This is a genomic window from Inhella crocodyli (genome assembly GCF_004004565.1).
GTDB lineage: Bacteria > Pseudomonadota > Gammaproteobacteria > Burkholderiales > Burkholderiaceae_C > Inhella > Inhella crocodyli.
This window is the reverse complement of record NZ_SACM01000005.1, coordinates 136,034-158,669: the sequence shown is the minus strand read 5'-3', so window position 1 is coordinate 158,669 and position 22,636 is coordinate 136,034. Positions and strand designations below refer to the sequence as shown.

The window sequence follows — 22,636 nt, the reverse complement described above, 5'->3', positions numbered from 1 at the left end:
ATGGCTGACAACAAGCCTGTTCGCGGTCACGAGCGCATCGAGACCAACAACTTCCTGATGATCGTGCTGATCCTCGTGGCCGTCGCCTTCGGCGGCCTGGTTGAGATCGTGCCGCTCTTCTTCCAGCGCAGCACCACGGAAGCGGCGCCCGGCCTTAAGCCGTATAGCGCCCTGCAACTGGCCGGGCGCGATGTCTACCTCCGCGAGGGTTGCTACAACTGCCACTCGCAGATGATTCGCCCCTTCCGCGCCGAGACCCTGCGCTACGGCGAGTACAGCAAGGCGGGTGAGTTCGTGTACGACCACCCCTTCCAGTGGGGCAGCAAGCGCACGGGCCCCGACCTGCACCGCGTGGGCGGCCGGTACTCGGACGAGTGGCACCGCCTCCACCTGACGAACCCGCGCGACCTGGTGCCCGAGTCCAACATGCCGGCCTACCCCTGGTTGGCGACGGCCACGGTCAACCCCGCTGGCATGGCGCCTCGCATGAAGGCCCTGCGCTTGGTGGGAGTGCCCTACAGCGACAGCGAGATCGAGGCCGCGGGGGAGGCCGTGAAGGGCAAGACCGAGATGGAAGCCTTGATCGCCTACCTGCAGGTCATGGGCACGGCACCGCGTGAAGCGGCCAAGGCCCAGCAGGCGGCCGCTTCGTCGGGGGTCACGCCATGAATTGGGACCTGAACACGCTGCGCAGCGCCGCCACGCTGCTGGGCTTCGTGGCCTTCGTGCTGGTGGTGTGGCGCACCTGGCGCCCCGCCGAGCAGTCCAGCCACGCGCAGGCCGCCGCGTTGCCCTTTACCGACGACGAGACTACTCAGCAAGGAGCCCCTCGTGAGTGACTTTTTCTCCAGCGGATGGTCGTGGTACGTCGCGATCGTGACCGTCCTGGGCCTGGCCTTTTGCCTGTGGCTGCTGATCGCGAGCAGCAAAACGACCGCGATGTCCGACGACGGCACCACCGGCCACGTGTGGGACGAGGACCTGCGTGAAATGAACAACCCGCTGCCCCGGTGGTGGCTGGGCCTGTTCATCATCACCGTGGTGTTCGCGGCCATCTACCTGTACTTCTACCCCGGGTTGGGCTCGTCGGCTGGCGCGCTCAAGTGGAGCCAAGAGGGCCAGTTGCAGGCCGAACAAGATGCGGCCAACGCCAAGGTGGCCCCGCTGTACGCCAAGTTCACGGCCATGGGGCCCGAGCAATTGGCCCAGCAGCCAGAGGCCATGGCCATCGGCCAGCGCTTGTTCATCAACAACTGCGCGCAGTGCCACGGCTCTGACGCCAAGGGCAGCAAGGGCTTCCCGAATTTGACCGACAGCGACTGGCTGTGGGGCGGGCAGTTCGACACCATCAAGCAAACCATCGCGCAAGGCCGCGAGGGCAACATGCCCCCGATGGCCGCTGCCGTCGGCGGCAGCGAGGACCAGCGCAACCTGGCCCACTACGTGCTGAGCTTGTCCGGCAGCGCCCACGACAGCCTGAAGGCCCAACTGGGTCAACCGAAGTTCGCCGCCTGCGCGGCGTGCCACGGCAGCAAGGGCGAGGGCAACACGGCCTTGGGCGCGCCTCGCTTGAACGACAAGATCTGGCTGCACGGCTGGGGCGAGGCCGCCATCCTGGCCATGATCCAGAACGGCAAGCACAACGTGATGCCGGCGCAGAACCAGTTGCTGACGCCCGAGCAAATCCACGTGCTGGCGGGCTACGTCTGGAGCCTGTCGGCGCCGAAGTCGGCCGCCGTGGCTGCCAAGTAAGGGCACGATGAGCACCTCCCCTGCGCCAGCGGTGGTGTCGCTTTACAAGAAGCGCCAGAAGATCCACCCCCGCGAGATTCACGGCCGGTTCCAAAGCTGGCGCTGGGTGTTCGTGTTCCTCACGCAGGCCGTGTTCTACGGCTTGCCATGGCTGCAATGGGCCACCGAGATGGGCAGCCGCCAGGCGGTGCTGTTCGACCTGGAGGCCCGGCGCTTTTACCTGCTGGGCTTGGTGTTCTACCCGCAGGACTTCATCTACCTCACGGCGCTGCTGGTCGTTTGCGCCTATGCGCTGTTCCTGTTCACCGCGGTGGCCGGGCGTTTGTGGTGCGGGTACGCCTGCCCGCAAACGGTCTACACGTCCATCTTCCTGTGGGTCGAGCAGAAGATCGATGGCAGCAAGATCCAGCGCGAGCGCCTGGACACGGCGCCGTGGACCTGGGACAAGGTCTGGCGCCGGGTCAGCAAGCACGGCGCGTGGTTGGCCATCGCGCTCATCACGGGCTTCACCTTCGTGGGCTACTTCACGCCCATCCGAACGCTGGCGTCGGAGGTGATCACGGCGAACCTGGGCCCGTGGCAGACCTTTTGGATCTTTTTCTACAGCCTGGCCACCTGGGGCAACGCCGGCTTTCTGCGCGAGCAGGTGTGCAAGTACATGTGCCCGTACGCGCGATTCCAGAGCGCGATGTTCGACCGCGACACGCTCATCATTGGCTACGATGCAGAACGCGGCGAGCCGCGCGGGCCCCGCGGGCGCAAGGACGACCTGAAGGCGAAGAACCTGGGCGATTGCATCGATTGCGGCCTGTGCGTGCAGGTCTGTCCGACCGGCATCGACATCCGCAAGGGGCTGCAGTACGAGTGCATCGGCTGCGCCGCCTGCGTGGACGCCTGCGACCAGGTCATGGACAAGATGGGCTACGCACGTGGCTTGGTGCGCTACGACACCGAGAACGGCATCGAGCAGCACCTGGACCGCAAGACCGAGTTCCTGCGCGTGCTGCGGCCGCGCGTGTGGGTGTACACCGCGGTGATGTGGCTCATCATCGCGGCCGTGGGCGTGAGCTTGTGGATGCGCCCGCCGCTGCGGTTCGACGTCGTGCGCGACCGAGGCGCCTTGGCGCGCTGGAACGAGCAGGGCCAGTTGGAAAACGTGTACCGCCTGCAGCTGATGAACCTCGTCGAGCGCGGCCAAACCTACCGCATTCGCGTGGAGAGCCAAGACGTACCGGGCCTGCAACTCGGCACACCGGCCGAGGTTCAACTGGCCAGCATCGAGGCGCGCTGGGTGCCGGTCAGCGTGCACCTGCCGGCCAACACCGCGCCGCCGAAAGACGGCGCCCACCCGGTTCGCTTCGTGGTCGAGCGGCTCGCCTCGGAACGCGACGGCGCGTTGGCAGTGATCGAATCGTCCACCTTCGTCGTGCCCCGCTGACCGGGTGCCCGCACCGCTTGGAGTCATGCCATGAACCCCCGCAACCCCATGCCGCGTCAACCTTGGTGGCGCACCCGATTCATGTTCTTGGTGTTGGCTTTGCCGCTGTCGGCCGTGGTGGCCGGCACGACGACGGCCGTGATCGCCATCCGCAACGCCGACGAGGTCATCCAGCCTCAAGCCAAGCAGGCGCCCGAGCGGCCGGCGGTGGAAGCGCGCAACCACGCTGCCACGGGCGGCAAACGCTGACCCACACCGGGCGTCGCTGAAGCGACACCCAAGCTTCACGGTGGCGTCATGGCGGCGTCACGGCCGCTTTGCACCATGCCCAGGCGCCCTCCTGGCGCTTGGAGCACGCATGAAGATCACCGTGATCGGCGCAGGCTATGTGGGCCTCGTCACCGCCGCCTGCTTGGCGGAAATGGGCAACAGCGTGGTCGGTCTGGACGTGGACGAGGCCCGCGTCGCCGGCTTGCAGCGGGCCGAGATGCCCATCCACGAGCCGGGCCTGGCCGACTTGGTGGCGCGCAACCTGGCCGCCGGCCGCTTGCGCTTCGACACCGATGCCGCCGCCGCCGTGGCGCACGGCTCCATCGTGTTCATCGCCGTGGGCACGCCGTCGGCGGAAGACGGCTCGGCCGACCTGCGCCACGTGTTGGCGGCCGCGAGCAGCATCGGCCGGTACATGAACGATTACAAGGTGGTGGTCAACAAGAGCACGGTGCCCGTGGGCTCGGCCGAGCGGGTGCGCGGTGTCATCGCCAGCGAGTTGCACCAGCGGGCGGCGGTGCTGCCCTTCTCGGTGGTGTCCAACCCGGAGTTTCTGAAGGAGGGCGCTGCCGTCGACGACTTCATGTCGCCCGACCGCGTGATCGTGGGCGCCGACGACGACCGTGCGATGTACATGCTGCGCTCGCTGTACGCGCCTTTCCTGCGCAACCGCGATCGCCTCTTGACCATGGACGCGCGCAGCGCCGAGCTGACCAAGTACGCCGCCAACGCCATGCTGGCCCTGCGCATCAGTTTCATGAACGAAATGGCGCTGCTCGCCGACGCGGTCGGTGCCGACGTCGAGCAGGTGCGCCAGGGCGTGGGCAGCGACCCGCGCATTGGCACGCACTTTCTGTACGCGGGCTGCGGGTGGGGCGGCTCGTGTTTCCCCAAGGACGTCAAGGCCCTGGCCCACCTGGGCCACACCCATGGCGTGGGCTCCCAGTTGCTGGACGCCACGCTGGCCGTCAACGACCGGCAACGCCAGCTGTTGGCGGCGCGCGTGGTGCAGCGCTTCGGCCCGGACTTGCGCGGCCGGCGCTTTGCCGTGTGGGGCTTGGCCTTCAAGCCGGGAACCGACGACGTGCGCGAAGCGCCGAGCCGCGTGCTGATCGAAGAGCTGCTGGCCCGCGGCGCCGAGGTGGCGGGCTACGACCCGATCGCCATGGCCAGCGCGGCCGCCCGCTGGCCCGACCTGAGCGGCTTGCAGTACGCGCCCGACCCGTACGCCGCCGCGCGTGGGGCGGATGCCCTCCTCGTGGTCACCGAGTGGCGCGAATTCCGCAGCCCGGACTTCGAGCGATTGCGGGCCGCGATGGCGCAGCCCATCGTTTACGACGGTCGCAACCTCTACGACCCGGCCACGGTGCGGGCGCTGGGTTTCGAGCACGTGGGCATCGGCCGCGGCACGGCGCCATCCCTGCTGGCCGCGGCGCCCGAGCGCCTGCGCGCCTGATCACTCGCGCGGCTGCAGGGTGGTGACGACGCGGGCGTGGCGCTCGTGCGTCCAGTACGCCCAGGCCCAGTCCATCAGCACCACCAGGCGGTTGCGAAAGCCGATCAAAAAGTACACGTGGGCGAAGAGCCAGAACACCCAGGCCGCCCAGCCCGAAAAGCGCAGCGGGCCCAGGGGGGTGGCCAGGTCGACCACGGCGCTGTGCCGCCCCAGGGTGGCCAGGTTGCCGTAGTCGCGGTAGCGGAAGGCCTGCGTGGGCTTGCCGTCCAGCCGCGCCAGCAGGTTGCGCGCGGCCGTTCGCCCCATCTGCTTGGCGCCCGGCGACACGCCGGGCACGGGTTTGGGGGGACGGCCCGCGACATGGCTCTGCGCGGCGGCCAGGTCGCCGATCACGCTGATCGCGGGGTGACCCGGCAGGCTGAGATCGGGCGCCACCAGGACCCGACCGGCCCGGTCCAGGGCGCAGCCCGTGGCCCCGGCCAGCACGCGGCCCAGGGGCGAGGCGGCCACGCCGGCCGCCCACACGGTGCAGGCGCTGGCCAGTCGGTAGGGGCCATCGGCCCCGTCGACCTGCAGGCCTTCGGCGTCGATGGCCGTCACGCGGGCCCCGGTGCGCACGTCCACGCCCAAGCGCTGCAGCTGCTGGCGGGCGCTCTCGCTCAGGCCCTCGGGCATGGCGGCGAGCACGCGGGGGCCGCCCTCCAGCAGCACCACGCGGGCGCGGGCAGGGTCGATGCGACGGAACTCGTCGCGCAGGGTGTGGCGGGCGATCTCGGCCATGGTGCCCGCCAGTTCGACCCCCGTGGGGCCACCGCCCACGACCACGAAGTTCAGCGCCTCGGTGTCGGCCCGCAGTTCGGCCTGCTCGAACGCCAGCAGCAGCCGGCGTCGGATCTCAAAGGCGTCGTCCAGGCTCTTCAGGCCCGGGGCGTGCGCCGCCCAGTCGTCGCGACCGAAGTAGCTGTGGGTGGCGCCTGCCGCGACGATCAGGTGATCGAAGGGCAACTGGCGACCGTCGGCCAGCTGCACGAGGCGCGCGTCGGCGTCGATCCCCACCACCTCGCCCAGCAAGGTGGTCACGTTGCGTTGGCCGCGGAACAAGCTGCGCGCCGGCGCGGCAATCGACGGGGCCGACAAGCCGCCGGTGGCGACTTGGTAGAGCAGGGGCTGGAACAGGTGGTGGTTGCTGCGATCGACGATCGTCACGTCGACCGGGGCGTGGCGAAGGGCTCGGGCGGCCTCCAGGCCGCCGAAGCCGCACCCCACGATGAGCACTTGCGGGCGTTGGGCATCGGGCATGGGCCCATGCTACGCCTGCTTTGTGCAGTGCAGCAAAACCTCAGCAGGCGGCGGTGGACACCAGGCGCTGCAGGGCCTCGGGCGATTTGACGGTGATCTGACGCTGCTTGACGTCCAAGATGCCGTCGTCCTGGAAGCGGCTGAAGGTGCGGCTCACCGTTTCCAGCTTCAAGCCCAGGTAGGAGCCGATCTCTTCGCGCGTCATGCGCAGCACCACCTCGTTGGCCGAGTAGCCGCGGGCTTGCAGGCGCTGGGTCAGGTTCAGCAAGAAGGCGGCCACGCGCTCCTCGGCGCGCATGCTGCCCAGCAGCATCATGACGCCGTGGTCGCGCACGATCTCGCGGCTCATGATCTTGTGCAGCTGCATCTGCAGCGCACCGAACTCGCGCGCCAGGTTCTCCAGGTCGGAGAAGGGCAGCACGCACACCGACGAGTCTTCCAGCGCCTGGGCGTCCACCGTGTGGTTGCCGCTGCCGATGCCGTCCAAGCCCAGGAGTTCACCGGCCATCTGGAAGCCGGTGACCTGCACCCGCCCGTCTTCGGCGCTGAGGCAGGTCTTGAAAAAACCGGTGCGTACGGCGTACAGCGCATGGAAGGGCTCGTTCGCCCGGAACAGGCTCTCCCCGCGAGGGACCGTGCGCCGCGTGCTGATCAAGCCGTCCAGCTTCTCCATGTCGGCACTGCTCAGGCCCAGGGGCAGGCAAAGTTCGCGCAGATTGCAGGCCGAGCAAGCGGTGCGCAGCGGTTCGGTGCGAATGGGGGGCAGGGCGGTGTGCATGCCTGACATTCTGCAACGTCTGACTGGCGCCAGCCTGACAGGCTCCCTTGCGGAAGATCAAGGTGCCAGTTTGGGGTTTTCGGCAGGATGCCGCCATGAGCACGCAGCCCCTTTCCGCGCCCACGCAGACCTCCCGCGCCCCGTTCGAACCCGGCGCCCCGGTGCAATTCCTGCCGCCGGCCCTGTTGGACCGCTTGGGCAGTGCAGGGCCTCGTTACACCAGCTACCCCACAGCCGATCGTTTCGTCGAGGCCCACGGGCCAGAGCAACACCTGCAGGCCTTGGTGCAGCGGGCGCAGGGGCCGGGCAAGGTGGCGCCGCTGTCGGTTTACGTGCACGTGCCCTTCTGCGAGTCGCTTTGCTACTACTGCGCCTGCAACAAGATCGTCACCAAGCACCACGAGCGCGGCGCCGAGTACTTGAAGTTGCTGGATGCCGAAATCGACCTGTGGACCCGCAACCTGGGCTCGCGCGCTGCGGTGTCGCAGTTGCACTTCGGGGGTGGCACCCCCACGTTCCTGAGCGACGACGAGCTCTCGCAGTTGGCGGCTCGCCTGCGCGATGCCTTTGAGTGGTTGCCCGGGATCGAGGCGTCCATCGAGATCGACCCGCGCACCGTGACCCGCGCGCGCTTGGCGCATTTGCAGTCGCTGGGGTTCAACCGCATCAGCTATGGCGTGCAGGATTTCGACCCCAAGGTGCAGCAGGCCGTGCACCGGGTGCAGCCCTTCGAGCAGGTGGCCCAGCTGATGCGCGATGCGCGGGAGCTGGGTTTCGCCTCCGTCAACATGGACCTGATTTGCGGCCTGCCCCTGCAAACCGCGCAGAGCTTTGCCAAGACCCTGGCCCAGGTGGTGCAACTGCGGCCGGACCGGATCGCCCTGTACGCCTACGCCCACCTGCCCACCCGCTTCAAGGCGCAACGCCGCATCCACACCACCGACATCCCGGCGGCCGACGTGCGCTTGCAACTGCACGCCGACGCCATCGCCGCCTTCTTGGCGGCCGGCTACGAGCACATCGGCATGGACCACTTCGCCTTGCCGGGCGATGCCCTGGCGCAGGCCAAGCGCCAAGGCCGCTTGCACCGGAACTTCCAGGGTTACACCGTGCAGCCGGATGGCGATCTCATCGGGCTGGGCGTGTCGGCCATCAGCCGCGTGGGCCCGACCTTTGCCCAGAACGCCAAGACCATCGAGGAGTACGCCGACGCCCTGGCCCAGGGCCAATGGCCGGTGGTGCGGGGCATTGCTTCCACCCGGGACGACCTGGTGCGGCGCAGCGCCATCATGGCGCTCATGTGCCAGGGGCGCCTTGACTTCCAGGCCCTGGCCGATGCGCACCTGATCGACCCGAAGGTCTACTTCGCGCAGGAGCTGGAGGCCCTGGCCTCGCAGGCGGCCGATGGGCTGGTGCAGATCAGCGACCAGGCGGTGGACGTCACGCCCCTGGGCTGGTTCTTCGTGCGCTCGGTGGCTGCCGTGTTCGACCGCCACCTGCAAGCCGACCGGGCCCGCGAGCGGTATTCCAAAATCATCTGATGCTCGACCTCGCGCTGACCGGCACCCTGGGCCTGATGGGATTGGCCAGCGTGCCGCATTGCGCGTTGATGTGCGGCGCCCCCTGCGCCGCGGTGGCAGGCGGGGGCGATCGGCCTGGGTCGGTGGCCGCGTTCCAGGTGGGCCGCGTCTTGGGTTATGCCGCGGCCGGAGCGGTGGCGGCCGCCAGCATGGGCCTGTTGCGCGAGGCCAGCCAGTGGAGCAGCGCCCTGCGTCCCTTGTGGACCCTCCTGCAGGTGGCCCTGTTGGGCTTGGGCCTGTGGTTGCTGGTGCGGGCGCAGTGGCCAGGCTGGTTGGGGCGGCATGGCAGCGGCCCCAGCGGCGCCCCCGTGCGATGGTCGCGGGCCGCCGGCAGCGGCCTGTTGTGGTTCGCCTGGCCCTGTGGGGTCCTGCAGGGCAGCCTGCTCGTGGCCGCGCTGGCGAACACCCCCTGGGGTGGGGCTTCGGCCATGGCAACTTTTGCGCTGGCCTCGAGCCCTGGGCTCGTGCTGGCCCCGGTGGCGCTGCGCCGCCTCGTGGCCCGGCGCGATGGCACCTTGTGGGCGCCGCGCTTGGCCGGACTCATGCTGGTCGCCGGTTCCGCCTGGGCCTTGGGCCATGGGCTTTGGGCGCAAGTCGTCGCCTGGTGTACCTAGAATCCCGCGTCTAATTGTTTTCCCACCCGCGCTTGGAGCGTCCATCCATGTACCAGCACATCAAAGTGCCCGAAGGCGGCCAGAAGATCACGGTCAACGCCGACTTCTCGCTCAACGTCCCGAACAACCCCATCATTCCGTACATCGAGGGCGATGGCACCGGTTTTGACATCACCCCCGTGATGATCAAGGTGGTGGACGCGGCTGTGGCCAAGGCCTACGGCGGCGCCAAGAAGATCCACTGGATGGAGATCTACGCCGGCGAGAAGTCGACCAAGGTCTACGGTCCCGACGTCTGGCTGCCGGAAGAAACCCTGCAAGTCCTGAAGGACTACGTGGTGTCGATCAAGGGCCCGCTGACCACGCCCGTGGGCGGCGGCATCCGTTCGCTGAACGTGGCCCTGCGCCAAGAGCTCGACCTGTACGTGTGCCTGCGCCCCGTGCAGTACTTCGACGGCGTGCCCAGCCCGGTCAAAGAGCCGCACAAGGTGGACATGGTCATCTTCCGCGAGAACTCGGAAGACATCTACGCCGGCATCGAGTTCGAAGCCCGCAGCGACAAGGCCAAGAAGCTGATCGGCTTTCTGCAGACCGAGTTCGGTGTCAAGAAGATCCGCTTCCCGGAAAGCTCGGGCATCGGCATCAAGCCGGTCAGCCAAGAGGGCACCGAGCGCCTGGTGCGCAAGGCCATCCAGTACGCGATCGACAACGACAAGCCCAGCGTGACCATCGTGCACAAGGGCAACATCATGAAGTTCACCGAAGGCGGCTTCCGCGACTGGGCCTACGCCCTGGCGCAGAAGGAGTTCGGCGCTGAGCTGATCGACGGCGGCCCGTGGTGCAAGTTCAAGAATCCGAAGACCGGCAAGGAAATCACCGTCAAGGATTCCATCGCCGACGCCTTCTTGCAGCAGATCATCCTGCGCCCGGCCGAGTACAGCGTGATCGCCACGCTGAACCTGAACGGTGACTACATCTCCGACGCCCTGGCCGCGCAAGTGGGCGGCATCGGCATCGCCCCGGGCGCGAACCTGAGCGACTCCATCGCCATGTTCGAAGCCACGCACGGCACCGCGCCGAAGTACGCCGGCAAGGACTACGTGAACCCCGGTTCCGAAATCCTCTCGGCCGAAATGATGCTGCGCCACATGGGCTGGACGGAAGCCGCCGACACCATCATCAGCGCGATGGAAAAGGCCATCCTGAGCAAGAAGGTCACATACGACTTCGCCCGCCTGATGGAAGGCGCGACGCAGGTGTCGTGCTCGGGCTTCGGCCAGGTCATGATCGACCACATGTAAGCCCTGGCCCCGCCAGAAGCAAAGCCCCGCCGAGCTTGGCTCGGGCGGGGCTTTTTCTTGGGCGCTCAGCGTTGAAGCTGACTGGCGGGCACGCGGATGGCAAATCGGCTGCCCACACCGGGTTGCGACTGGATGTCCAACTCGGCCCCGTGGCGCTGCAGCACGTGCTTGACGATGGCCAGGCCCAGGCCGGTGCCACCGGTGCCGCGGGAGCGGCTGGCATCCACGCGGTAGAAGCGCTCGGTCAACCGCGGCAGGTGCTCGGCCGCGATGCCCACGCCCTCGTCGTGGACGGCGAACTCGCCGCCGCCTTGTGCCAGCGCACGCCACTGCAGGCGCACGCGGCCGCCGGGGGGCGTGTAGCGCAGCGCGTTGGAGACGAGGTTGCCGAAGGCGCTGTGCCACTCGCCTTCGGGCCCGGCCATCTGCCAGCCTTCGGCCTCGTCCAAGCCCTCGGCCTCGATGGGGTGCCGCCCTTCGTCCAGTGCCCTTGCGTCGGCCAGAAGCCGTTCCAACAAGGGGCGCAGGGCGAACCGGGTTTCAGCGACCGGCAGTGGGCTGCCCTCCAGCTGGGCCAAGGTCAGCAAGTCGGTCACCAGGGCTTGCATGCGCTGTGTCTGCTGCTGCATCAGGCCATGGATGTGCCGTTGTTCGTCGGGATCCAGGGGCAACTGCTGCAAGCTCTCTAGGAAGCCGCTGAGCACCGTCAGTGGGCTGCGGATCTCGTGCGAGACGTTGGCCACGAAGTCGCGCCGCATGCGTTCCATGCGGGCCGATTCCGTGACGTCGCGCGACACGAGCAGGCTCATCGCGCCCCGGCCGTCGTCGCCATAACGGCGCAGCGACACCGCCAGCTTGAGTTCGCCTTGGTGCAAGGCGATCAAGGCTTGGCCCTCGCGGTCGGGTCGCGCCAGCAGTTCGACAAAGGCGGGCGCGCGCACCAGGTTGCGGACGTTCTGTTGCAGGTCGCGGCGCAGGTCCAGGCCCAGGTGCTCGCCCGCCACCGGGTTGAGCCATTGGATCTGGTCCTCGGCGTCCAGCAGCACCAGGCCGTTGGGGTAGGCCTCCAGGGCTTGCAGGAACTGTTCGCGCCGTTGCCGCTCGCGCTGGGCGCGCGACTCGCGCACGCGCAGCGCCTTCTCGATGCGGTAGGCCAGCTCGCCGTGCGCACCGTGCAGGGCCGGCGCTGGCGAGGCTGGGTCGCGCCCCACCCAGCGCAGCAGGCGATGCAAGCGCCAGCGCTCGAGCGCCCAGGCGCTGCCCGCGCCGGCCGCCAAAGCCACGCTCCAACCGAGCCATTCCATGGGGCTCAGCCGGCTTGCGATTGGCTCAGGCGATAGCCAGAGCCGCGGACGGTTTCGATCAGCTCGGCGCAGCCGGCCGGCGACAGGGCGTCGCGCAAGCGCTTGATGTGCACGTCCACCGTGCGTTCTTCGATGAACACGTGATCGCCCCAGACCTTGTCCAGCAACTGGGCGCGGGTGTGCACGCGCTCGGGGTGGCTCATCATGAAGCGCAGCAGGCGGAACTCGGTCGGGCCCAAGTGCAGCTCGGTCTCCAGGTGGTAGACACGGCGTGCCGCCGGGTCCAGGCGCAGCGGCCCGATTTGCAAAGCGGCTTCCAGGGCTTCGGGCGCGCGCCGCCGCAGCAGGGCGCGCACGCGGGCCATCAACTCACCCGGCGAGAAAGGTTTGGTCAGGTAGTCGTCGGCCCCGGCGTCCAGCCCGCGAATCTTGTCGCTCTCCTGCACCCGGGCCGTGAGCATGATGACCGGCAGGGTCTTGGTGCGCGGGTCCTGCCGCCAGCGTTGCAGCAGGGTGGTGCCCGGGTCGCCGGGCAGCATCCAGTCCAGGATCACGAGGTCCGGCAGTTGTTCGGTCACGGCGGCCAAGGCCTCCGCTGCGCTGGCGGCCATGCGGGGCTGGTGCCCCTCATGGCGAAGGTGCAGGGCAATGAGCTCCGCTATCGCCAGCTCGTCTTCCACGACGAGGACGCGTCCCATGGTGTTTGCTTTCGTTGGAAGGGCCCCTTGCCGGGGCCGGGGCATCAGCTGACGGCCGACTCCAGGCCTTCGGGCGGCGTGTGCCGCACGTCGGCGCCTTTGACGATGTAGATCACCTGCTCGGCCAGGTTCTTGGCGTGGTCGCCCACGCGCTCCAAGGACTTGGCGACGAACACCAGGTCGATGGAGGCGCTGATGGTGCGGGGGTCTTCCATCATGTAGGTGACCAGTTTGCGCATCAGGCCGTCGAACTCGGCGTCGATCTCGTTGTCCTGCTTGATGACCTGCATCGCCAGGTTCACGTCCAAGCGGGCAAAGGCGTCGAGCGCACGGCGCAGCGAGGCGTTGGCCAGGGTGGCCTCGGAGCCCATTTGCGTCGTGGGGAACAGGCGGCCGTGGGTGCCGTTGCTGATGAGTCGGTGCGTGATGCGCGCGATGCGGGCGGCTTCGTCGCCGACGCGTTCCAGGTTACCGATGGTTTTCGACACCCCGATCAGCAGGCGCAGGTCGCGCGCCGTGGGCTGGCGGCGGGCGATGATGCCCGAGAGCTCGCGGTCGATTTCGAGCTCGATCTGGTTGACGCGCTCTTCGGTCTTGAGGACCTGCGTGGCCATGGCTTCGCTGAAGTTGCCCAGGGCCTCGACGGCGGCGGCCACTTGCTGCTCCACCAAACCGCCCATTTCCAAGACACGGGTGGAGATGGCGCTCAGCTCGGTGTCGAACTGGGTCGAAAGGTGTTTGTCGCTCATGGGGTGCTCCTGGTCAACCGAAACGTCCGGTGATGTAGTCCTCGGTCTCTTTGCGCTTGGGCTTCATGAAGATGTCGTTGGTTTCGCCGAACTCCATCAACTCGCCCAGGTACATGTAGGCGGTGAAGTCGCTCACGCGGGCGGCTTGCTGCATGTTGTGGGTCACGATGAGGATCGAGACCTTGTGCTTGATCTCGCCCACCAGCTCTTCGATGGAGCCCGTGGCGATGGGGTCGAGGGCCGAGGTGGGCTCGTCGAACAGGATGATTTCCGGGTCGGTGGCCAGGGCACGGGCGATGCACAGGCGCTGCTGCTGGCCGCCCGACAGGTTCACCGCCAGGTCGTCCAGGCGGTCTTTGACCTCGTTCCACAGCGCGGCGCCCTTGAGGGCCACCTCAACCTTGTCTTCCAGCACGGTGCGGTTCTTTTCACCGCGCACCTTCAGGCCGTAGGCCACGTTCTCGAAGATCGACTTCGGGAAGGGGTTGGGCTTCTGGAACACCATGCTGATGCGCATGCGCACCTCGATGGGGTCCACCTGCTTGTCCAGCAGGTCGACGTTGTCGGGGTAGAGCTCGATCTTTCCGTCGTAGCGGTGCCCCGGGTAGAGGTCGTGCATGCGGTTGAAACAGCGCAAGAAGGTGCTCTTGCCGCAGCCGCTGGGGCCGATCAGGGCGGTGACCTTGTTCTCGTACACGGGCATCGACACGCCCTTGAGCGCTTTGAAGTCGCCGTAGTAGAAGTCCAGGCTCTTGGCCTCCGCCTTCAAAGGAGGCGGGTTCTGGGGCAGGGTGATGGTGGAGGGCATGGTCTAGGGTCCGTTGGGCCGTCCCGAGGGCCCGAAGGCCCCCTCGGGGGGTGGCGATCAAAGTGAGACTGGGGGCGGCGTTCCTACCACTTGATGTTCTTGCGGAGGCGGTAGCGCAGCCAGATCGCCAAGGCGTTCATGGACAGCGTCATGAGCACCAGCACGAAGCTCGCGGCGGCGGCGTTCTCGTGGAAGCGCGGGTCGGGGCGGCTGGTCCAGTTGAAGATCTGGATCGGCATGACCGTGAAGGGCGACCACAGCCAATCGAACAGGCCGGCGGCGGCGCCGGTTTCGATGTTGATTTGGCCCGGTGCCGGCGGCAGGAAGGCGATGAAGGTCAGCGCGCCGATGGTGATGATGGGCGCCGTTTCGCCGATGGCGCGGCTCATGCCGATGATCACGCCGGTCAGGATGCCGGGCATCGAGTACTTGACCAAGTGGTCGTTGACCACCTGCCACTGTGAGGCCCCGCAGGCATAGGCGGCCTCGCGGATGTGCTGCGGGATGGAACGCAGCGCTTCGCGGGTGGCGGTGATCACGATGGGCAAGATCAGCAGCGCCAGGGTCAGGCCGGCGGTCAAGATCGACTGGCCGAGCTTGAAGGTGTAGACAAACAGTCCCAGGGCCAGCAGGCCGTAAATGATCGAGGGCACACCGGCCAGGTTGGTGATGTTGATCTCGATGACGGCCGTGAACCAGTTCTTGCGGGCGTACTCTTCCAAGTAGATGGCCCCGGCGATGCCGATCGGCACGGCGACGCAAGCCGTGACGAACATCACCAGCAGCGAACCCACCCAGCTCGACAAGATGCCCGCCTCGCCCGGGCGGCGGGAGGGGAAGTTCGTGAAGAACTCGGGCGTCAGGCGCGGGATGCCGGTCAGCGCCATGTCCACGAACAAGGCGGCCAAGGTCAGGATGCCGATGCTCAGGAACAGCAGGCCCAGGGCCGACACCAGCAGGTCGTAGCGGCGCGCCTTGCGGATGATGGCGCGCAGCGCGGAGGTCTTTTCGGCGTTCATGTCAGTAAGCCTCGCGGTACTTCTTGCGCAGGTAGTAGCCGGCCATGTTGAAGCACAGGGTCAGCAGCATCAGCGACAGGCCGGCGGCAAAGATGGTCTGGTAGCCGATCGAGCCGTGGGGCAGGTCGCCCATGGCCACCTGCACGATGAAGCTGGTGATGGTGGCGGCCGGCTCCATGGGGTTGAAGCTGAGCGTGGGCTGCATGCCCGCGGCCACGGCCAGGATCATGGTCTCGCCGACGGCGCGGCTGATGCCCAGGATGTAGGCCGACGCGATGCCCGAGAAGGCGGCCGGCACCACGACGTTGACGGCGGTTTGGAAGCGCGTTCCGCCCATGGCGTAGGAGCCCTCGCGCAGGGCCATCGGCACGGCGCGCATGGCGTCCTCGCTCAGGCTGGCCACGTAGGGAATGATCATGATGCCCATCACGATGCCGGCCGACAGCACGTTGAAGCCCGGCAGTTCCGGGAACACCTTTTGCAGAAGGGGCGTGACCACCAGCAGGGCAAAGAAGCCGTAGATGATGGTCGGCACGCCCGACAGCAACTCCAGCATGGGCTTGAGCGTCTCGCGGGTCTTGTGCCCGGCGAACTCGCTCAGGTAGATGGCGATGACCGTGCCCATGGGGATGGCGATGCACAGCGCGACGAAGGAGCTCGTCAGCGTGCCGGACATCAGCACCATGATGCCGAAATGCGCGTCGTCAAAGAGCGGGGTCCACTGCGTGTCGAACAGGAAGTCCTTGATCGGCACCTGGGCGAAGAAACTGACCGACTCGCGGATCAGGATGTAGACGATGCCCAGCGTGGTGAGCACCGAAACGCTGGCGCACAGCAGCAAAAGGCCTTCGATCGCGCGTTCGCGGCGGGCTCGGGCGGCCTTGGCCCGCGCGAATTCGGCCAGTTTGGACTGGGCCGGCGAGGGCAGGGCGTCGGGTGGGGCGATGGCCATGGGGGTGTGATTCGTTGTCGTCACCGCAAGGGCTTGCGGTGGCAGGCGTTCCAAATGGGACAGCGGGCCAGCGTGTCGATTCTGCAGGCCCGCCGTCACCGAATTGTCATCCCGGCAGGCATCCGGGATTCACCTGAGTCGCTTTACAGGGAGGCCTCGCGGGCCATCAGTTCCTCGATGGTGATGCCGACTTCGTTCTTGCCGCCGAAGACGGTGCCCTTCTTGCCCTTGTTCAGGTGCTCTTGGCCCAGGGTGTAGGCCTTGGCCGGCAGCGGCACGTACTTCACTTCCTTGGAGATCTTGGCCGCGTTCTTGAGCATGTACTCGACGAACTCCTTGACTTCCGGCTTGGCGATCGACTTGGCGTTCACGTAGATGAAGATCGGGCGGCTCAGGGGCTCGTAGCTGCCGTTGAGCACGGTGGCTTCGCTAGGGCTCACGGCCTGACCCTTGGGGTTTACGATCGGCAGCGCCTTGAGCTTGGCTTGGTTCTCGGCGTAGTAGGCGTAGCCGAAGTAGCCGATGGCGTTGACGTCGCTGCTGATGCCCTGCACCAGCACGTTGTCGTCTTCCGAGGCGGTGAAGTCACCGCGGCTGGCCTTGGCCTTGCCATTGACGGCTTCGGTGAAGTAGTCGAAGGTGCCGCTGTCGGCGCCGGCGCCGAAGAGCTTGATCGGCGCGTCGGGCCAGGCCGGGTTGACCTGCTTCCAACGGGTGATCTTGCCCTGGGCGGCAGGCTCCCAGATGGCCTTGAGCTCGGCGACGGTGATCTGCTTCAGGAAGCTGTTCTTCGGGTTGATGACAACGGTCAGCGCGTCGAAGGCGATGGGCAGCTCGTAGTACTCGATGCCGGCAGCCTTGCAGTCGTCCATTTCCTTTTTCTGGATGGGGCGCGAGGCGTTGCTGATGTCGGTTTCGCCGCGGCAGAACTTCTTGAAGCCGCCACCCGTGCCCGAGATGCCCACGGTGACCTTGACCGAGCCCTTCTTGGCCTTCTGGAAGTCCTCGGCCACGCCTTCGGTGATGGGGAACACGGTGGAGGAGCCGTCGATCTTGACGACTTGGGCGTGGGCGCCCAGGGCGGCGGTCAGGCCGATCAGGGCAACGGTCTGGGCAATCTTGAGCATTTCAGGAACTCCTGTGAGGGGGTGAGGTGCGGTTTTCCGCTGGAATGACCGTGACTCTAGGCCTGCTTCGTGACGGCTTTGTGACGCCGTCAGGGTGCCCTCAAAGTCCGGCGGGGATGGGGTGGTCGTGGGTGGCGCGGGCGTCGAACTGGTAGCCCAGACCGCGCTGGGCCCGCACGGCCTCGGCCAGGCCGACGGTGGCCAGCACCTTGCGCAGGCGGCGCACCACCTGGTCCACGGTGCGGGCCTGGGGCTGTGCTTCGTGCGGCCACACGCGCTCTTGCAGTTCTTGGCGGGTGATCAGCCGCCCTGGCTGGCGGGCCAGGCACAGCAGCAGGCGCAGTTCCACCGGCGGCAGGGAGGCCTGGATCAGGCGACCGCCGTCCAGCGCCCGGCCGACCAATTGCCGCGCCTCGTCGATGCACAGTGCCCCCACGCGCAGCAAGGGCATGGGCTCGGCCAACTCGGGAATCCAGCGGGCCAGCGCGTGGCGCAGGGGGCTGACTTCGCCCTCCCAGGGCACGGACAGGCAACTCGGGGCCAGGGGCGCCTGCTGCAGCGCGGCCAGGCACGGCGGCTCGGCCAACACCACGTCGGGCTGCAGCACGGCCAGCCAGCGGCGGGCCTGCTCGGGGTCCTGCGTGCGCGCCACCACCACGCCGTGGGCCCGGGCCACGCCCACCCAGTGGTCGAGCGCCGGGTGGGCCGGGCAGGCGACCAGCAGGGTGGGCGGAACGGTGGAGAGGGCGGACACGGAGGGCAAGCGCGGAGGCTGGAAGCCGGGATGGACCGGGATGGTGCGCCCCGCCCGTGACAGGGGCGTGACGCGCCGCGCAGGGCGGCGGCCTCAGGCCTCAGGCGAGGTGCAGCGCGGCCGGCAGGTCGGGCGCCAGGTCGGCCATGGCGGCACGGTGGTGCCCTTCCACCTCGGCCACGATGCGGTCCCAGCCCAGGGTGCGGGCCACGGCGTGCGCTTCCCGGCCCAAGGCCCTCAGGGCGGTGGGCAGGCGGCCCAGGTCGACCACGGCGCGCACGAAGGCCTCGGCGTCGCCCATGGGGGCCAGGGCCCCGGCGCGGTGGTCTTGCAACAGCACGGCCGCGGCGGCGTAGTGGTAGGCCACGACCGGCAGGCCGCAGGCCATGGCCTCGGGCACGACGTTGCCGAAGGTCTCGGTCAGGCTGGGAAACACGAACAGATCGGCGCTGGCGTAATGCGCCGCCAGGTCGTCGCCGCGTCGCAAGCCGGCGAAGACCGCATCGGGGCAGCGCGCTTGCAGGCGTTCGCGCTCGGGCCCGTCACCCACGAACACGAGCTTGGCGCGGGGCTCGACCTGCCGCAGGGCCTCGAAGGCGTCCACGGCCGTGCCCAGGTTCTTCTCGGCCGCCAAGCGCCCGACGCAGATCAGCACCGGTGCGCCTTCGTCGGCGCCCCATTGCCGGCGCAGCGCCGTGCTGCGCCGCTCGGGTCGGAAGCGCTGGGTGTCCACGCCGCGGGCGCTGGCGAACACGCGCTGGAAGCCTTGGTCGGTGAGTTGGTCGCGCAGGTCGGGCGCCGGGGCCAGGGTGCGCTGGCATTGGTTGTGGAACTTGCGCAGGTAGGCCAGGATGGGGTGGCGCAGCCAGCCCACGCCGTAGTGCTGGCTGTAGGCGTGGAAATTGGTGCGGAACTCGCTGACCACCGGCAGGCGCAGGTGGCGTGCCGCCTGCAGGGCCGACCAGCCCAGCGGCCCTTCGGTGGCCAGGTGCACGACGTCGGGCCGCTCGAAGCTCCAGCGCCGCACCAGCGCGCGCTTGGCCGGCAGGCCCATCTTCAGTTCGGGGTAGCGGGGGATCGGCAGGCCGCGCATCAGCATCTCGGCAAAGCCTTCTTGCACGCGGGCGACGTCGTCCGGGCCCTGGCGGGGTCGGATGAGTTGCAACTCGTGCCCGCGTTCGCGCAGTCCCTCCACCACGCGGGCGATGGTGCCGGCCACGCCGTTGACCTCGGGGGGGTAGGTCTCGGTGACGACGGCGATGCGCAACCAGCGGCGGGCGCTGGACTCGATGGCGATGTCGGTGCTGTGCATGGGCCGCGATGCTGCGTGGGCCGTGCGACGGCTTGATGACGGCCCCGTCGTGGCATTGGCATGGAACCGTCATCGGCGCTTCACGCGCCAGCGACAGCATCACGGCTCCGCAACCTTGTCAGGAGCCCCGGGTGACTGCATTCATGGACGCGCTGCGCACGCAGCGCTGGGACGACCACCGCTATTACCACCACAGCCGCATCAACCAAAGCCTGCACCTGCTGAGCGCGCTGAGCTTCATCGTGGCCTACGGCCTGCTGCCGGTCGACCCGGCCTGGGCCGCGCTGCTGGCTTGGTGCGTGTCGATGACCTCGCGCCAAGCCGGCCACTTTTTCTTCGAGCCCAAGGGCTACGACCACGTCAACCAAGCGACGCACGAGCACAAGGAAGCGATCAAGGTGGGCTACAACCTGCGTCGCAAGGTGGTGCTGATGGCCCTGTGGGTGGCGCTGCCGCTGTGGCTGTGGGTGGACCCTTCGCTGCGCGGCCTGATCCAGCCCGCCGCGAACCTGACCGAGTACGCGCACGACGTGGGCATGGCCTGGTTCGCGCTTGGGGTCGGCGGTTTGGTGTTCCGCACGGTGCACCTGTTCTTCTTGGCCGATGTGTCCACCGGCTTGGTGTGGGCCAGCAAGATCCTGACCGACCCTTTCCACGACGTGATGCTGTACTGGCGCGCCCCGCTGCACCTGCTGCGCGGCGAGTTGATCGACCCGATGCACCACGCCCAGGCGCACTGAGCCCAACGATCAGGGCTTGTGATTCGCCCCGGGCCCAGCCCGGGGCGAGGCCGTCAACGCTGGCGCCAAGCGCGCCAGGTTTCGCGCAGCAGCATGCGCTTCAAGGCCTTCGGGCTGGGCGCGGCCTCCCACCAGCCGTCGGCCTGCATCCGTTCGCAGGCGGCCGCGAAGCGCTGGCACACGGCGTCGAAGTCGGCGTCGCTGAAATCCAGCGTGAACACCATGCGACCCGTGCCCACCCACGACAAGGTCAGCCCTTGCTCCCGCAAATAGAACTGCAGCAACCAGTGGTAGCGACCCGGCTGCGTGTAGGCCACGCTCCACACCGAACTCCAGTGCGACACCTGCACCGGCCAGCCGCCTTCGGCCAGCCTTGCGTTCAAGCGCGCAGCGCGGGCGTCCCAGCGCGCCTCTTGGCCGGCGTACAGGGCCTGCACCTCAGCCGTTTCCAACTGTTCCAAGAAGACCTGCACGCCCATCACCACGTGGGGGTGGGCGTTGAAGGTGCCACGGGCGAAGCACAGGTCGGCAGGCCGGTCGTCGCGGAAGCGCTTCATCCAGCGGGCCCGGCCGCAGAGCACGCCCAGGGGGAAGCCGCCCCCCAGGGTCTTGCCGTAGGTCACCAAGTCGGCCTGCACGCCAAAGCGCTCTTGCGCGCCCCCGGGGGCGAGGCGGAAGCCCATGAACACCTCGTCAAAGACCAGGGCGATGCCGCGCTCGGTGCACACCGCGCGCAGCTGGCGCAGCCAGGCGGCGTAGGCCTCGGCGTCGACGGCGGGCAGGGCGCGGGCGCCCATCAGGCCGCTGTCGCCCGGGGCGGCCTTGTTGGGGTGCAGCACCTGCAAAGGGTTGACCAGCACGCAAGCGATGTCCTGGCGCGTGCGCAGCACGTGCAGCGCGCGGGGGCTCAGGTCCTCCAAGGTGTACGTGTGGTCGGCCGGCATGGGGTTGCCGGGACCGGGCTGCACGTCGCCCCACCAGCCGTGGTACGCGCCGCAGAAGCGGACCACCTTGCGCCGGCCCGTGTGGTAGCGGGCCAGGCGCACGGCCTGCATCACGGCCTCGGTGCCCGACATGTGAAAGCTCACCTCGTCCTGGCCCGAGATGCGGCGCAGCCGCGCCAGCACGTCGAGCAGGGCCTCGGGGTAGGTGCCCAGGCTGACGCCCAGCGGCAGCGCGCGGCGCTGGGCTTCGGCCATGCAGCGTTGGTAGAAGGCGTGGCCCAGCACGTTGACGCCGTAACTGCCCGTGAGGTCCAGCAGGCGCTGGTCGTCCAGGTCCACCAGCCAAGCGCCTTCGGTGCGTTGCACAAAGGCGCCGACACCCAGCAGGCCGCGCAGGGTCTTGCTGAAGGGGAAGGGCACGCGGTAGGCGCCGGTGAGCTGCAGGTCGCTCAGGCCCTCCCGGGCCTCGCGCGTGGCCGCCAGGGTGCGCGCGTGGCGCGTGTTCAGCGTGTGGGCCAGGCGCTGCAGGCCGGCGCGGCGGCGCTGCTGCAACGCGGCATCGGCCCCGTCGGCGCCGTAGAACTGGGCCTCGTCGAAGGCGTAGCCGGGCAGCCAGCGCGCCAGGCGCAGGGCCATCTTGCTGTGCCCCCCCAGGCTCGGGTGCTTGGCCACCGAGAGCTGCAGGCGCCGCACCGCGCGGGGCAGCAGGGCCAGGCCGGCGCCGGCCGCGGCGAGCGTCATCCATTCCGTCATTTGAGTTCCTTGGGCGTCGAGTTCGTCGGTGCCCAGGGGTGTACGTCCCTGTCTTGACACGGTCATGAATCCCTTTGCCCACGCCCCCGAATCCCCCAAAACCCGTTGGCGCGACCGCCTGCTGCTCAACGAAGACCTCAACTTCCTGCTCACGAACCGGGTGCCGCGCATCGCGCTCACCCGCTTCATGGGCTGGTTCAGCAAGATCCGCTCGCCCTGGCTGGCGCGCCTGAGCATCTGGGTGTGGCGCCAGTTCACCGAGTTGGACCTGCGCGACGCCCGGTTGCAGCGTTTTGACAGCCTGCACGCCTGCTTCACGCGCGAATTGGTGCCTGGCGCCCGGCCGGTCGACCCGGACCCCGCCGTGCTGGTCAGCCCTTGCGACGCCATCGTCGGCGCGTTGGGCACCGTGCAGGCCGGCACGGTGCTGCAGGCCAAGGGCATGCCCTATCCCTTGGCCGACTTGCTCGGCAGCGCCGAGGACGCCGCTGCCTTCGAGGGCGGCCAGTACCTGACCCTGCGCCTGACCTCGGCGATGTACCACCGCTTCCACGCGCCCGACGACGCCACCGTGACCGACGTGCGCTACCTCAGCGGGGACACCTGGAACGTCAACCCCATCGCCCTGAAGCGGGTCGAGCGCCTGTTCTGTCGCAACGAACGCGCGGTGCTGCGTTTGCGTTTGCACGATGGCCAGCCCCTGCTCATCGTGCCGGTGGCCGCGATCTTGGTGGCCAGCATCCGCTTGCACTGCTTGGACGTGCTGATGCACCTGCGCTGGCGCGGTCCGCGCGACACCCGCTGCCACGCCGAGCTGACGCGAGGACAGGAGATGGGCTGGTTCGAGCACGGCTCCACGCTGGTGATCTTGGTGCCGCCCGGCTTGGCCCCTGTGGTGCGCACCGGCGAGCGCCTGCGCATGGGCCAGGCCTTGTTGCGACGCGGCCCTGTCATCGGCCTGTCGTGAGCCCTGGGCAGCATGGCGGCT

At 68.2% G+C, this 22,636-nt stretch carries 23 protein-coding genes; 11 read left to right on the top strand and 12 right to left on the bottom strand.

The window, feature by feature from the left end:
* The 6 genes from ccoO (at nt 1) to EOD73_RS15675 (ending at nt 4,916) form a co-directional block, all read left to right on the top strand.
* A complete protein-coding gene (gene ccoO, locus EOD73_RS15700; protein ID WP_127683987.1) occupies nt 1-669 on the top strand; it encodes a cytochrome-c oxidase, cbb3-type subunit II in 669 nt (222 codons plus the stop codon).
* Entirely contained in the window at nt 666-839 is a 174-nt protein-coding gene (locus EOD73_RS15695) for a cbb3-type cytochrome oxidase subunit 3 (protein ID WP_127683986.1), read from the top strand. The genes ccoO and EOD73_RS15695 overlap by 4 nt, the downstream gene beginning before the upstream one ends.
* Nucleotides 832-1,752 (top strand): cytochrome-c oxidase, cbb3-type subunit III, encoded by a 921-nt coding sequence (gene ccoP, locus EOD73_RS15690; RefSeq protein WP_127683985.1) that lies wholly within the window; start codon nt 832-834, stop codon nt 1,750-1,752. The genes EOD73_RS15695 and ccoP overlap by 8 nt, the downstream gene beginning before the upstream one ends.
* Nucleotides 1,753-1,759: 7 nt before the next feature.
* On the top strand, nt 1,760-3,190 hold the full coding sequence (gene ccoG, locus EOD73_RS15685; protein ID WP_127683984.1) for a cytochrome c oxidase accessory protein CcoG: 1,431 nt from the start codon (nt 1,760-1,762) through the stop codon (nt 3,188-3,190).
* A gap of 30 nt (nt 3,191-3,220) precedes the next feature.
* The gene (locus EOD73_RS15680; protein WP_127683983.1) at nt 3,221-3,439 is read left to right on the top strand and encodes a hypothetical protein; all 219 of its coding nucleotides are present in this window, start codon (nt 3,221-3,223) and stop codon (nt 3,437-3,439) included.
* A gap of 109 nt (nt 3,440-3,548) precedes the next feature.
* Nucleotides 3,549-4,916 carry a UDP-glucose dehydrogenase family protein gene (locus tag EOD73_RS15675; RefSeq protein ID WP_127683982.1) on the top strand — a complete coding sequence of 456 codons (1,368 nt, stop codon included), beginning with the start codon at nt 3,549-3,551 and terminating at the stop codon, nt 4,914-4,916.
* Here EOD73_RS15675 and EOD73_RS15670 read toward each other — a convergent pair whose 3' ends face one another.
* Together EOD73_RS15670 and fnr are read right to left on the bottom strand one after the other, a co-directional pair.
* Nucleotides 4,917-6,215 carry an NAD(P)/FAD-dependent oxidoreductase gene (locus EOD73_RS15670; protein WP_127683981.1) on the bottom strand — a complete coding sequence of 433 codons (1,299 nt, stop codon included), beginning with the start codon at nt 6,213-6,215 and terminating at the stop codon, nt 4,917-4,919. It abuts the gene before it with no gap.
* A 40-nt stretch (nt 6,216-6,255) separates the two neighbouring features.
* Nucleotides 6,256-6,993 (bottom strand): fumarate/nitrate reduction transcriptional regulator Fnr, encoded by a 738-nt coding sequence (fnr, locus tag EOD73_RS15665; RefSeq protein WP_127683980.1) that lies wholly within the window; start codon nt 6,991-6,993, stop codon nt 6,256-6,258.
* Nucleotides 6,994-7,154: 161 nt separating this feature from the next.
* Here fnr and hemN point away from each other — a divergent pair, with 161 nt between their 5' ends.
* From hemN to icd, 3 genes are read left to right on the top strand one after another with little or no spacing between them, the layout of a single operon-like run.
* Complete coding sequence (gene hemN, locus EOD73_RS15660) at nt 7,155-8,534, top strand: oxygen-independent coproporphyrinogen III oxidase (RefSeq protein ID WP_375137442.1); 1,380 nt, start codon at nt 7,155-7,157, stop codon at nt 8,532-8,534.
* On the top strand, nt 8,534-9,187 hold the full coding sequence (locus EOD73_RS15655; RefSeq protein WP_127683978.1) for a sulfite exporter TauE/SafE family protein: 654 nt from the start codon (nt 8,534-8,536) through the stop codon (nt 9,185-9,187). Before hemN ends, EOD73_RS15655 begins: the two co-directional genes overlap by 1 nt.
* A gap of 47 nt (nt 9,188-9,234) precedes the next feature.
* Entirely contained in the window at nt 9,235-10,488 is a 1,254-nt protein-coding gene (gene icd, locus EOD73_RS15650; RefSeq protein ID WP_127683977.1) for an NADP-dependent isocitrate dehydrogenase, read from the top strand.
* A 65-nt stretch (nt 10,489-10,553) separates the two neighbouring features.
* Here the strand turns inward: icd and phoR are convergent, their stop codons facing one another.
* From phoR to EOD73_RS15605, 9 genes are all read right to left on the bottom strand, one after another.
* On the bottom strand, nt 10,554-11,792 hold the full coding sequence (gene phoR, locus EOD73_RS15645; protein WP_127683976.1) for a phosphate regulon sensor histidine kinase PhoR: 1,239 nt from the start codon (nt 11,790-11,792) through the stop codon (nt 10,554-10,556).
* A gap of 5 nt (nt 11,793-11,797) precedes the next feature.
* The gene (phoB, locus tag EOD73_RS15640; RefSeq protein WP_127683975.1) at nt 11,798-12,490 is read right to left on the bottom strand and encodes a phosphate regulon transcriptional regulator PhoB; all 693 of its coding nucleotides are present in this window, start codon (nt 12,488-12,490) and stop codon (nt 11,798-11,800) included.
* Nucleotides 12,491-12,534: 44 nt separating this feature from the next.
* Complete coding sequence (phoU, locus tag EOD73_RS15635; protein ID WP_127683974.1) at nt 12,535-13,239, bottom strand: phosphate signaling complex protein PhoU; 705 nt, start codon at nt 13,237-13,239, stop codon at nt 12,535-12,537.
* A gap of 13 nt (nt 13,240-13,252) precedes the next feature.
* Nucleotides 13,253-14,047, bottom strand: a complete 795-nt coding sequence (pstB, locus tag EOD73_RS15630; RefSeq protein ID WP_127683973.1) for a phosphate ABC transporter ATP-binding protein PstB — start codon at nt 14,045-14,047, stop codon at nt 13,253-13,255.
* 83 nt (nt 14,048-14,130) lie between these two features.
* Nucleotides 14,131-15,066: a phosphate ABC transporter permease PstA gene (pstA, locus tag EOD73_RS15625; RefSeq protein ID WP_127683972.1), complete on the bottom strand. Its 936-nt coding sequence runs from the start codon at nt 15,064-15,066 to the stop codon at nt 14,131-14,133.
* 1 nt (nt 15,067) lies between these two features.
* Nucleotides 15,068-16,018 (bottom strand): phosphate ABC transporter permease subunit PstC, encoded by a 951-nt coding sequence (pstC, locus tag EOD73_RS15620; protein WP_127683971.1) that lies wholly within the window; start codon nt 16,016-16,018, stop codon nt 15,068-15,070.
* A gap of 143 nt (nt 16,019-16,161) precedes the next feature.
* Nucleotides 16,162-17,145, bottom strand: a complete 984-nt coding sequence (locus EOD73_RS15615) for a PstS family phosphate ABC transporter substrate-binding protein (protein WP_127683970.1) — start codon at nt 17,143-17,145, stop codon at nt 16,162-16,164.
* 100 nt (nt 17,146-17,245) lie between these two features.
* The gene (locus EOD73_RS15610; RefSeq protein WP_127683969.1) at nt 17,246-17,899 is read right to left on the bottom strand and encodes a winged helix family transcriptional regulator; all 654 of its coding nucleotides are present in this window, start codon (nt 17,897-17,899) and stop codon (nt 17,246-17,248) included.
* Nucleotides 17,900-17,999: 100 nt separating this feature from the next.
* Complete coding sequence (locus EOD73_RS15605; RefSeq protein WP_127683968.1) at nt 18,000-19,211, bottom strand: glycosyltransferase family 4 protein; 1,212 nt, start codon at nt 19,209-19,211, stop codon at nt 18,000-18,002.
* A gap of 131 nt (nt 19,212-19,342) precedes the next feature.
* Between EOD73_RS15605 and EOD73_RS15600 the strand changes: the two genes are divergently transcribed.
* On the top strand, nt 19,343-19,951 hold the full coding sequence (locus EOD73_RS15600) for a hypothetical protein (protein ID WP_127683967.1): 609 nt from the start codon (nt 19,343-19,345) through the stop codon (nt 19,949-19,951).
* Nucleotides 19,952-20,004: 53 nt separating this feature from the next.
* On the opposite strand, the gene EOD73_RS15595 is transcribed toward EOD73_RS15600, so the two are convergent.
* On the bottom strand, nt 20,005-21,714 hold the full coding sequence (locus EOD73_RS15595; protein ID WP_240660746.1) for an aminotransferase class III-fold pyridoxal phosphate-dependent enzyme: 1,710 nt from the start codon (nt 21,712-21,714) through the stop codon (nt 20,005-20,007).
* On the opposite strand from EOD73_RS15595, the gene asd reads away from it, so the two are divergent.
* Complete coding sequence (asd, locus tag EOD73_RS15590) at nt 21,713-22,615, top strand: archaetidylserine decarboxylase (RefSeq protein WP_127683966.1); 903 nt, start codon at nt 21,713-21,715, stop codon at nt 22,613-22,615. The two genes, EOD73_RS15595 and asd, sit on opposite strands and share 2 nt — an antisense overlap.
* Nucleotides 22,616-22,636: the final 21 nt, after the last annotated feature.

Bases quoted from the DNA above. Each gene is read 5' to 3' on its own strand.
- phoU (WP_127683974.1), bottom strand. From the start codon at position 13,239: ATGAGCGACAAACACCTTTCGACCCAGTTCGACACCGAGCTGAGCGCC.
- ccoG (WP_127683984.1), top strand. From the start codon at position 1,760: ATGAGCACCTCCCCTGCGCCAGCGGTGGTGTCGCTTTACAAGAAGCGC.
- pstC (WP_127683971.1), bottom strand. From the start codon at position 16,018: ATGGCCATCGCCCCACCCGACGCCCTGCCCTCGCCGGCCCAGTCCAAA.
- EOD73_RS15670 (WP_127683981.1), bottom strand. From the start codon at position 6,215: ATGCCCGATGCCCAACGCCCGCAAGTGCTCATCGTGGGGTGCGGCTTC.
- EOD73_RS15655 (WP_127683978.1), top strand. From the start codon at position 8,534: ATGCTCGACCTCGCGCTGACCGGCACCCTGGGCCTGATGGGATTGGCC.
- fnr (WP_127683980.1), bottom strand. From the start codon at position 6,993: ATGCACACCGCCCTGCCCCCCATTCGCACCGAACCGCTGCGCACCGCT.
- phoB (WP_127683975.1), bottom strand. From the start codon at position 12,490: ATGGGACGCGTCCTCGTCGTGGAAGACGAGCTGGCGATAGCGGAGCTC.
- asd (WP_127683966.1), top strand. From the start codon at position 21,713: ATGAATCCCTTTGCCCACGCCCCCGAATCCCCCAAAACCCGTTGGCGC.
- EOD73_RS15595 (WP_240660746.1), bottom strand. From the start codon at position 21,714: ATGACCGTGTCAAGACAGGGACGTACACCCCTGGGCACCGACGAACTC.
- EOD73_RS15615 (WP_127683970.1), bottom strand. From the start codon at position 17,145: ATGCTCAAGATTGCCCAGACCGTTGCCCTGATCGGCCTGACCGCCGCC.
- EOD73_RS15680 (WP_127683983.1), top strand. From the start codon at position 3,221: ATGAACCCCCGCAACCCCATGCCGCGTCAACCTTGGTGGCGCACCCGA.
- EOD73_RS15695 (WP_127683986.1), top strand. From the start codon at position 666: ATGAATTGGGACCTGAACACGCTGCGCAGCGCCGCCACGCTGCTGGGC.
- EOD73_RS15605 (WP_127683968.1), bottom strand. From the start codon at position 19,211: ATGCACAGCACCGACATCGCCATCGAGTCCAGCGCCCGCCGCTGGTTG.
- pstB (WP_127683973.1), bottom strand. From the start codon at position 14,047: ATGCCCTCCACCATCACCCTGCCCCAGAACCCGCCTCCTTTGAAGGCG.
- icd (WP_127683977.1), top strand. From the start codon at position 9,235: ATGTACCAGCACATCAAAGTGCCCGAAGGCGGCCAGAAGATCACGGTC.
- pstA (WP_127683972.1), bottom strand. From the start codon at position 15,066: ATGAACGCCGAAAAGACCTCCGCGCTGCGCGCCATCATCCGCAAGGCG.
- phoR (WP_127683976.1), bottom strand. From the start codon at position 11,792: ATGGAATGGCTCGGTTGGAGCGTGGCTTTGGCGGCCGGCGCGGGCAGC.
- EOD73_RS15675 (WP_127683982.1), top strand. From the start codon at position 3,549: ATGAAGATCACCGTGATCGGCGCAGGCTATGTGGGCCTCGTCACCGCC.
- ccoO (WP_127683987.1), top strand. From the start codon at position 1: ATGGCTGACAACAAGCCTGTTCGCGGTCACGAGCGCATCGAGACCAAC.